Source organism: Streptomyces sp. LS1784 (assembly GCF_020103755.1).
Lineage (GTDB): Bacteria > Actinomycetota > Actinomycetes > Streptomycetales > Streptomycetaceae > Kitasatospora.
Map to the genome: position 1 here is coordinate 1 of NZ_JAHSQD010000449.1, position 6,803 is coordinate 6,803.

The 6,803-nt window shown below is 71.9% G+C and carries 7 protein-coding genes; 3 read left to right on the forward strand and 4 right to left on the reverse strand.

Features of this window, described 5'->3' with window-relative positions; all coding sequences use genetic code 11:
• Window positions 1-307: 307 nt before the first annotated feature.
• Window positions 308-919 (forward strand): hypothetical protein, encoded by a 612-nt coding sequence (locus tag KS423_RS34200; protein ID WP_224283644.1) that lies wholly within the window; start codon window positions 308-310, stop codon window positions 917-919.
• A gap of 106 nt (window positions 920-1,025) precedes the next feature.
• On the opposite strand, the gene KS423_RS34205 is transcribed toward KS423_RS34200, so the two are convergent.
• From KS423_RS34205 to KS423_RS34215, 3 genes are all read right to left on the reverse strand, one after another.
• On the reverse strand, window positions 1,026-1,904 hold the full coding sequence (locus tag KS423_RS34205; RefSeq protein WP_224283645.1) for a carbohydrate ABC transporter permease: 879 nt from the start codon (window positions 1,902-1,904) through the stop codon (window positions 1,026-1,028).
• A gap of 20 nt (window positions 1,905-1,924) precedes the next feature.
• A complete protein-coding gene (locus tag KS423_RS34210) occupies window positions 1,925-2,902 on the reverse strand; it encodes a carbohydrate ABC transporter permease (protein WP_224283646.1) in 978 nt (325 codons plus the stop codon).
• 117 nt (window positions 2,903-3,019) lie between these two features.
• Entirely contained in the window at window positions 3,020-4,330 is a 1,311-nt protein-coding gene (locus tag KS423_RS34215) for an extracellular solute-binding protein (protein WP_224283647.1), read from the reverse strand.
• A 326-nt stretch (window positions 4,331-4,656) separates the two neighbouring features.
• On the opposite strand from KS423_RS34215, the gene KS423_RS34220 reads away from it, so the two are divergent.
• On the forward strand, window positions 4,657-5,463 hold the full coding sequence (locus KS423_RS34220) for an IclR family transcriptional regulator (RefSeq protein ID WP_224283648.1): 807 nt from the start codon (window positions 4,657-4,659) through the stop codon (window positions 5,461-5,463).
• Between the two features lie 231 nt (window positions 5,464-5,694).
• Window positions 5,695-6,417, forward strand: a complete 723-nt coding sequence (locus KS423_RS34225) for a S9 family peptidase (RefSeq protein WP_224283649.1) — start codon at window positions 5,695-5,697, stop codon at window positions 6,415-6,417.
• Here KS423_RS34225 and KS423_RS34230 read toward each other — a convergent pair.
• On the reverse strand, window positions 6,414-6,803 hold a 390-nt coding region (locus tag KS423_RS34230), incomplete at its 5' end, for a universal stress protein (RefSeq protein ID WP_224283650.1). The two genes, KS423_RS34225 and KS423_RS34230, sit on opposite strands and share 4 nt — an antisense overlap.

The following is a 6,803-nucleotide window of genomic DNA, read 5'->3' on the forward strand; positions in this document are numbered from 1 at the left end:
CGCCGACCGGCTGCGCGCGCTCGGCGGCACCGTCGTCACCGGGCCGGAGCCGGCGCCGTTCGGCCGCACCGCGCTGGTCCGGGACGACGCGGGCGCGGAGTTCGTGCTGGTCGCCGTCCCGGCCCGCGACTGCGCGGCGGCCGCCTGAACCCGGACCGCCGGATCACCCCCCTCGCCCACGGAGCCGGCACCATTCCTGTCGGACCGTCAACTTTCCTGCCTGGCAACAAGATTCATCAGCGCCCCGCGCCCTGTGGCGACCGGCCCCGCCGAACCGGCCGTCCGTTGCGAGCGCTACCGTGCTGGTATGAGTTCCTTCCTGCGCGCGTACCTGGTCGACCCCGCGGAGCTCCGCGCCCGCGTCGGCAGCGGCGACGAGGGGGCGGTGGACGAGGCCCTCGCCTACTTCGGCCCGTCCCTGGACAGGTCCGACGAACACTTCGCCGACGAGATCGCGCAGGGCGCTCCGACCGCTCTGGAGGCGCTGCGCGCCGTGGTGCACGGCGGGCCCTTCTCCGACAGCGAGGACCACGCCTTCCAGTACGCCTTCGCGTACCGGCGGCTGTGCTGGCTGGTCGGGCAGCCCCTGGAGGTCGACTCCTTCGGCCCGTTCCGGGGCAACTGGCTGGAGGTGGTCGACGAGGGCCTGAAGGCGTACGGGATCACCGCCGTCTCGGTCGCGGACTTCCAGTGCGGTGGCGGGCTTCCCGCTGAACTGCCCCACTGCGACGTGCCGTCCTGCAGCACCTGGTCGGCCGAGGACTGCCGGAAGGCACTGGACCGGTTCGAACAGGCCGAGCGCGCGGGCCGCACCCCCGCGCCGGAGCGCGAGGTGGCGGAGGCCGTCGCGGAGATCGTCCGCTGGCTCCGGCTCGCACGGCATCGGAAGGACGCCGACATCGTCGGCTTCGTCTCCTGAGCCCGTGAGCCGCAGAGCCCGGACGACCTCCGAGCAGCCCGCTCCCTGACCGCCGCGGGAGTCCCGGACGGCGACGGGACTCCCGGCTGCTGCGCACCCGCGGGCGTCAGTCCTTCACCGCACCGGCCAGCCCGGAGACCAGCTTGCGCTGCACCGCGATGAAGAAGATCAACACCGGCACGGTCATCAGCGTGGACGCCGCCATGATGCCGCCCCAGTCGTTCTCGTCCGGCTTGAAGAAGACCAGCAGCGCCGAGGGCAGCGTCTGGTTCTGGGTGGCGCTGATGATGAAGGTCTTGGCGAAGACGAAGTCGTTCCACGCCGCGATGAAGGAGAACACGCTGGTCGCGGCGAGGCCCGGAGCCACCAGCGGTAGCAGGATCCGCCACAGGATGCGGGTCCGGCTCGCCCCGTCGATCTGCGCCGCCTCCTCGATCGAGACCGGGACGGCCGCGACGAAGCCGCGCATCATCCAGATCCCGAACGGCAGCGAGAACGCCAGCTGCACCAGGACCAGGGAGGCCAGGGTGTTCAGCCCGATGCCCGGGGCGAACCGTCCCGCGTCGCGGAACATGAAGAACAGCGGGATGGTCAGCGCCTCGACCGGGATCATCTGGGCGATCAGGAACATCACCATGATGGTGGTGCGGAACCGGAACCGGAACCTGGTCACGGCCACCGCTGCCAGGAAGACCACGATCGCCGACAGCACCACCACCGACAGCGCGACGACCAGGCTGTTCACGAAGTAGCGGCCGAAGCCGTCCACGCTGAGCACCTGCCGGAAGCTCTCCAGTGTGGGGTGAGCGGTCCACGGCTTGGGGTCGAGCGACTGGATCTCGCCCTTGGGCTTGAAGGCCGAGAGCACCATCCAGAAGATCGGGAAGGCGGTGACCACGGCCAGCACGATCGCGCCGGTGTTGGCGGCCAGGCGCCACCGGCCGCGGGTGTTCCGGAGGCCGCGGGTGTTCCGGGGCGGCTTCACGGCAAGGGGGTTCGCCGGGCTCACAGTTCGTTCCCCGTCCGTCGCAGGGTGCGGATGTACAGGACCGTCGGGATCACCAGGATCAGCAGCATGACCACGCCGATCGCCGCGCCCAGCCCGTACTGCGAGGAGGCGAACGCCTTCTGGTACGCGTACACGTTGAGCACCAGGTTCTGGCCGGCGATGCCGCCGCCCTCGGTCATGACGTAGATCTGGGTGAAGACCTTGAAGTCCCAGATCACCGACTGGATCACCACGATGGTCAGGATCGGCCGCAGCATCGGCGCGGTGATCCGGCGGAAGGTGGTCCAGGTGTTGGCGCCGTCCAGGGCGGCCGCCTCCATGATCTCCTCCGGGATGGCCCGGATGCCCGCGTAGAGGGTGACCATCACGAACGGGTAGGAGTGCCACACCACCACGGCACCGACGATCAGGAACGCCGTCCACTTGTCGTAGAACCAGTTGAACTCGTGGAAACCGGAGAACCCGAGCCCCTCCAGGGTGTGGTTGACCAGGCCGAGGTTGGTGTCGAACAGGAAGCTCCACACCGTCGAACCGGTCATCGCCGGCGCCGCCCAGGCGGCCATCGCCGCGGTGGTCAGCGCCAGCCGCGGCCACCGGCCGACCTTGGTGAGCAGCACCGCGAGGGTGGCCCCGACGGCCAGGGTGGCGACCACGCAGAACGCGGCGAAGCCGATGGTCTGGAACAGCACCGTCCAGAACTGCTGGTCCTCCAGGATCTTCGTGTAGTTGCCGAGGCCGACGAAGGAGGTCGGAGCGCCGCCGGAGGCCTGGGCCTGCCCGAAGTCCAGGACGGACAGCAGGCCGAGCTGGTAGATCGGGTAGGCGACCAGCGGGATCAGGACGACCGCGGCCGGCAGGAGCAGCAGCAGCGGGGGCCGCCGGCGCCGGCCGCCCGGGGGTGCGGCCGGCGCCCTGCCCCCACGGCGCCTCTGCGGGGAAGGCGGCGCCGGGGCGGTCGAGGTGGATACGGACACGTGCGGGACCTGCTCTCTGAGACGAACCGGGAGGGGGGCCGTCCGTACGCGGCCGGTGGCACGATGCCCGCGGGCTCGGTACCCGTGGGCTCGGTGCCTGTGGCGGGCGGTCGGCCGTCAGCGCGCGGCGAAGGCCGAGGAGATCTGCGCGGCGGCGTCCGCCGAGGCCTTGGCCACGTCCGCCTTGCCGGTGACGACCTGCTGGAGCATCGTCGGGATCACCGACTGGGCGTCGATCTGCGCCCACGCCTGGTCGAGCGGGACGAACCTGGTGCCGGCCGCGATGGTGTCGGTGAAGGGCTTCAGGAAGGCGTCCTTCGCCGCGACCTTGCCGCTGACGGACTTGAGCGTCGGCAGGTTGCCCATCGCGTCGTACATCTGCTCCTGGTACGTGGGGCTCGCCAGCAGCTCGGCGAACTCGACGGCCAGGGTGCGGTGCTTGGCCGCCTTCATCACGCCCAGGTTGTTGCCGCCGGCGAAGGCCGGAGCGATCGAGCCGGGCTTCTCCCCGGGCAGCGGCACCACGCCGTACTTGCCCTTGACCGCGCCCGCGTCCACCTTGCTGCGGTTGGAGTTGAGCAGTACCGCCATCGCCGACTTGCCTGCCGCGAACAGGTCGACGGTCTTGCCGCCGGTCAGGTCCGCACACTGCTGGGCGGGGCAGCCGTCCGCGCCGAACAGATCCGTGTAGCGCTTGATGCCGGCCTGCGAGGCGGGCGAGTCGATCGCCGCCTTGAACCTGGAGCCGTCCTTGGTGGCGATGTCGCCGCCCGCGTCCCAGACGAAGGGCAGCGCGGCGAAGGTGTACTTGCCGCCGACGGCGATGCCGAAGGTGTCCGGGTGCGCGGCGTGGATCTTCTGGTTGGCGGCGACCAGCTCGGCGTACGAGGTCGGCGGGGTGAGGCCGGCCTCGGTGAACAGGTCGGTGCGGTAGTACAGCGCGCGCACGCCGACCCACCAGGGCAGGCCGTAGGTCTTGCCGTCGACCACGGCCGTCCTGGCGATCGCCGGGTCGAGGTCGCCCTTGTCCTGCCACTTGTCCAGGTCGGCGGTGATGTCGGCGAGGCCGCCGGCGGCGACGTAGCCGGGCAGGTCGGTGTTGCCGAACTCGACCAGGTCGGGGGCGCTGTTCGGGTCGTTGAACGCGCCCTTCATCTTGGCCGCGCGGGCCGAGGCGTCGGTGTCGATGTAGCTGACGTTGACGGTGACGCCCTGGTGGGAGCCCTGGAACTCGGTCACGGCCTTGGCGACCACGGCCTCCTTGGCCGCGTTGCCCGCCTCGTTGTACAGCCAGACCTGCAGGGTGCCGGTCCGGTCGTCGGCGGCCTTGTCGCTCGCCGGCGAGGCGGTGCCGGGGGCGCAGGCGGTGGCGGCCAGGCAGCCGGCGGCGAGCACGACGGCTGCGGCGGTCCGTCCGATGAGTCGCATGGTGGAGACCTCCCCTCCCGACAGCTGCCGCCGAGACGTCCGCCGCCGGGGACGGGCACGTCGAAGCAGGCCCTGACCGGGGCCGATGGTGGGTGAAGTGGTGGGGGTACGGCAGGGCGCAGCGCTCGGGTGGGGCGACGTCGCCTGCTCGATGGCAGGGACGTTAGGCGGGGGCGATCGGCGCCAACAAGAGGGAGTTGGTGAAAGTTTTGCACTGCACAACGTTGTATCGAAGATGCGGCGTTCCGGCTGCGAACGGGTACGTTCGGACAACCGCCGCCGACCTGCGGGGGAACACCGGCAGAACGACACCAGGGAACGGACCCATGACGGAGACGGCGCCCAAGAAGCCCGCGACCGAACGCAACCAGTCCTCCTCGCTGCGCCGCGCGCTCGCCGTCCTCGGCTACGTCCGCGACCACAGTGACGGGCGCGGCGTCCCGCTCGCCCAGCTCGCCGACGGACTCGGCCTCAACAAGAGCACCGTGCTGCGGCTGGCCGGCCCCCTGCTGGACGAGCACCTCCTCGACCGGGACCGCGAGACCGGCTGGTTCCGGCTCGGCCACGGCTCCCTGCGGCTCGGTCAGGCCTACCTGACCACCCTCGACCTGCGCAGCGTGGCCGCCGAACACCTGCGTCGGCTCCAGCGGGAGGCGGGCGAGACCGTCCACCTGACCGTCTGGCAGGCCCCCGGGATCGTCTACCTGGACAAGGTCGAGGACGAGACCAACGTCCGGATGGCCTCCCGGGTCGGCAGCCGCGCCCCCGCCTACTGCACCGCCACCGGAAAGGCGATCCTCGCGTGGCTGCCCGAGGAGGCCGTCGGCGAGGTGGTCGCGGCCGGCCTGCGCCCGGTGACCGCCTGGACCATCTCCGACGAACCCCGGCTCCGCGCCGACCTCGCCCGCATCCGCGCCCGCGGCTACTCGATCGACGACCGCGAGAACGAGCCCGAGGTCCGCTGCGTCGCCGCCCCGATCTTCGACCACACCGGTGAGGTGACCGCCGCGCTGTCCGTCTCCGGCCTCACCTCACGGATGACCGCCGCCAGGGTCCGCGCCCTCGGCCCGGTGGTCGCCCAGGTCGGCCTGCGGATCTCCCGCGAACTGGGCTCCGACCGTCAGCCGTCCTGAACGCCCGGCCGATCCCCGCTCCCGGACACGCAGAAAGGGCCCGGCACCGGTTCGACGGCACCGGACCCTGTCCGACATCGGAGCGCCAGGCCCGGGTCGCACGGACTCTTCCTACTGAAAGTAGGACGTGCTCTGGTAGCACCACTGACGCCTGAGGAGGAATCACTCCCTCGCAACGGGAAGTACAGTACCAGCTCCGTGATCATTCACCGAATCGGAGGGAAATCCCGGATGACGAGCGCTCGGCTTCAGACGGTTCCGTACGCCGCCGGGAGGCTGACGGACATTCACCTTCCGGCCCCCGGCGGCGCCGGGCCGGCTCCCGTCGTACTGCTCTGGCACGGCAGGGGTCCGAACGAGCGTGACGTGCTGCGGCCGCTGGCCCGGGAGGCCGCCGGGCTGGGGCTGCTGGTGCTCGTCCCGGACTGGAACGCCGAACAGCCCGACGGCGGCAGTGCCGAACTGCTCGCCTCGCTGGCCCAGGCCCGCCGGATCGCCACCGAGTACGACGGGGACCCGACGCGCCTCGTCCTGGCCGGCTGGTCGATGGGCGGCCGCGAGGCGATCGCCGTGGCCACCCACCCCGGCACCCCCGCCGAGCTGCGCCCCGTCGCCGCCGTCGGCATCGCCTCCCGCTACTCGACCGAGGCCGTCACCACCGGCGAAGCCCCGCTCGACCACCTGGCGGCCGGCCCCTCCCCCGTCCCGCTCCGGCTGGTCCACGGCACGGCGGACGAGATCGTGGACGTCGAGCACACCCGACAGTTGAGCGCCGCTCTGGCACAGCGGATGTCGGCGGTACGGACCCTCGAACTCCCCACCGACCACGCCGGCGTGGTGATGACCACCTACCGGCCCGAGGCTCGCCGCTGCCTCCCGGCCACCGATGCCGGCACCCTGGCCGCAGGCCGGCGGACCGCCGCCGTCCTCGCCGAGGCGGCCGGACTGTCCTAGCCGCCGTTCTCTGCCGCCGGCTCCCGCGGCAGCCCGTGGGCGCGTTCCAGTGCCTCCAGGTCGCGTTGCAGCGGTGGGCGCGGGACGGCCAGGACCGGACAGGTGGCATGCCGGACGCAGTACGCGGTGATCGAGGGGTGCACCAGTCGGGCGAGGCGGCCGCGTTCCCGTCCGGCGCCGAGGACGAGGAGGTCTCCGGGCCGGTCGGCGCACCGCACCAGTGTGTGGCCGGTGTCGCCGCGGACGGCCTGGCAGCGCAGTCGGACGCCCGCGTGGCGTCCGGCGAAGGCCTCGTCCAGGGCCTGCCGCAGCCGGGCCACGGCGGCGTCCCGGCCGGCGTTGACCACCGGCGGGCACGGGGTGCGGCGGCAGCCGAGCACGTCGCC

Excerpts from the sequence above, each read along its gene's own strand:
- KS423_RS34200 (WP_224283644.1), top strand. The coding sequence starts at position 308 with ATGAGTTCCTTCCTGCGCGCGTACCTGGTCGACCCCGCGGAGCTCCGC.
- KS423_RS34215 (WP_224283647.1), bottom strand. The coding sequence starts at position 4,330 with ATGCGACTCATCGGACGGACCGCCGCAGCCGTCGTGCTCGCCGCCGGC.
- KS423_RS34220 (WP_224283648.1), top strand. The coding sequence starts at position 4,657 with ATGACGGAGACGGCGCCCAAGAAGCCCGCGACCGAACGCAACCAGTCC.
- KS423_RS34225 (WP_224283649.1), top strand. The coding sequence starts at position 5,695 with ATGACGAGCGCTCGGCTTCAGACGGTTCCGTACGCCGCCGGGAGGCTG.